Below are 1,060 nucleotides of genomic sequence, written 5' to 3'. Positions count from 1 at the left end.
AGTAAGAACGGAGTCCTCTGTACCCACGGCTAGCGAAATATTGATATCTCTTTTGACGATAATTTTGTCCACAGCCCACACCGAATTCATGATCGGATATTCCTTGATTGCATTCACGACTGCTTTCATGAGGAAAGCCAGATACGTAATATTGATGCCTTCTTTTTGCTTGAACTCGTTTTTGATCTTGTTGCGGAGCATTACCAGGTTGGTCACATCCACCTCAATCGTCGTCCATGCATGTGGAATTTCGGAAACGCTTTGTCGCATATTGCGAGCAATTGCACTTCGAATGGGTGTAACATCAATAAAATACTCGGATCTGTTATTGTTGCCACCCTCAACTTCGATCACAGGAGCCTTTGGAGCCTCCGTCAAATGAATCCCACTGTTACGAACCGGAATAGCAGGGTCCATATTTTGAATCAGTGTGCTGTGCTGAGTGGCAGACTGCTGTCTTCCTGCAAAAGGAGAGCCTTGTCCTGATGTTGTCGCAGTCGGCTGTCCAGATACTCCAGTGGGAGCAGAGCCGCCCTGCTGCACATAATTCAGCACGTCTTTGCGGGTAATTCTTCCCCCCATGCCCGTGCCTGGTACTTGGCTTAAGTCGACATTATGCTCAGCAGCCAGGGTTTGCACCGCTGGGGAAAAACGTCCTCTCATGGACTGGTCCGATCCAGCACTCTGCTGAGATTGTGTTTGTACGGTACTTTGAGATGCTGGTGCAACAGGTGTCGCTCCTGATGCCGCCGCAGGTGCAGCCGACTTCGTCTGGATACGGCAAATTAACTCGCCTACCGCTACTGTCTGACCTTCCTCTGCCAACAGATCACCCATAATGCCGTCCAATGTGGATGGGATTTCTGCATTCACTTTATCTGTAATAACCTCGCAAATCGGCTCGAATTGCTCTACCGTTTCACCAGGTTGTTTGAGCCATTTGGCAATTGTCGCCGATACGAGCGATTCTGCCAATTGTGGCATGGTCACGTCGTTCCATTGTGTTTGGTCTGACATTTTTTCAACTCCTTAACATCATAGGAGGGCGCGTTTTACCGCT

General features: G+C 48.9%; 1 protein-coding gene. It reads right to left on the bottom strand.

What is annotated here, in order from left to right:
• A partial coding sequence (locus tag GRP75_RS27815) for a 2-oxo acid dehydrogenase subunit E2 (RefSeq protein WP_160790987.1) occupies positions 1-1,017 on the bottom strand: 1,017 nt, incomplete at its 3' end.
• Positions 1,018-1,060 lie beyond the last annotated feature (43 nt).

This window comes from Paenibacillus sp. OT2-17 (assembly GCF_009827695.1).
Lineage (GTDB): Bacteria > Bacillota > Bacilli > Paenibacillales > Paenibacillaceae > Paenibacillus > Paenibacillus polymyxa_B.
Note: the sequence above shows the minus strand (reverse complement) of the source record. Positions and strands in the feature narration are given on the sequence as shown.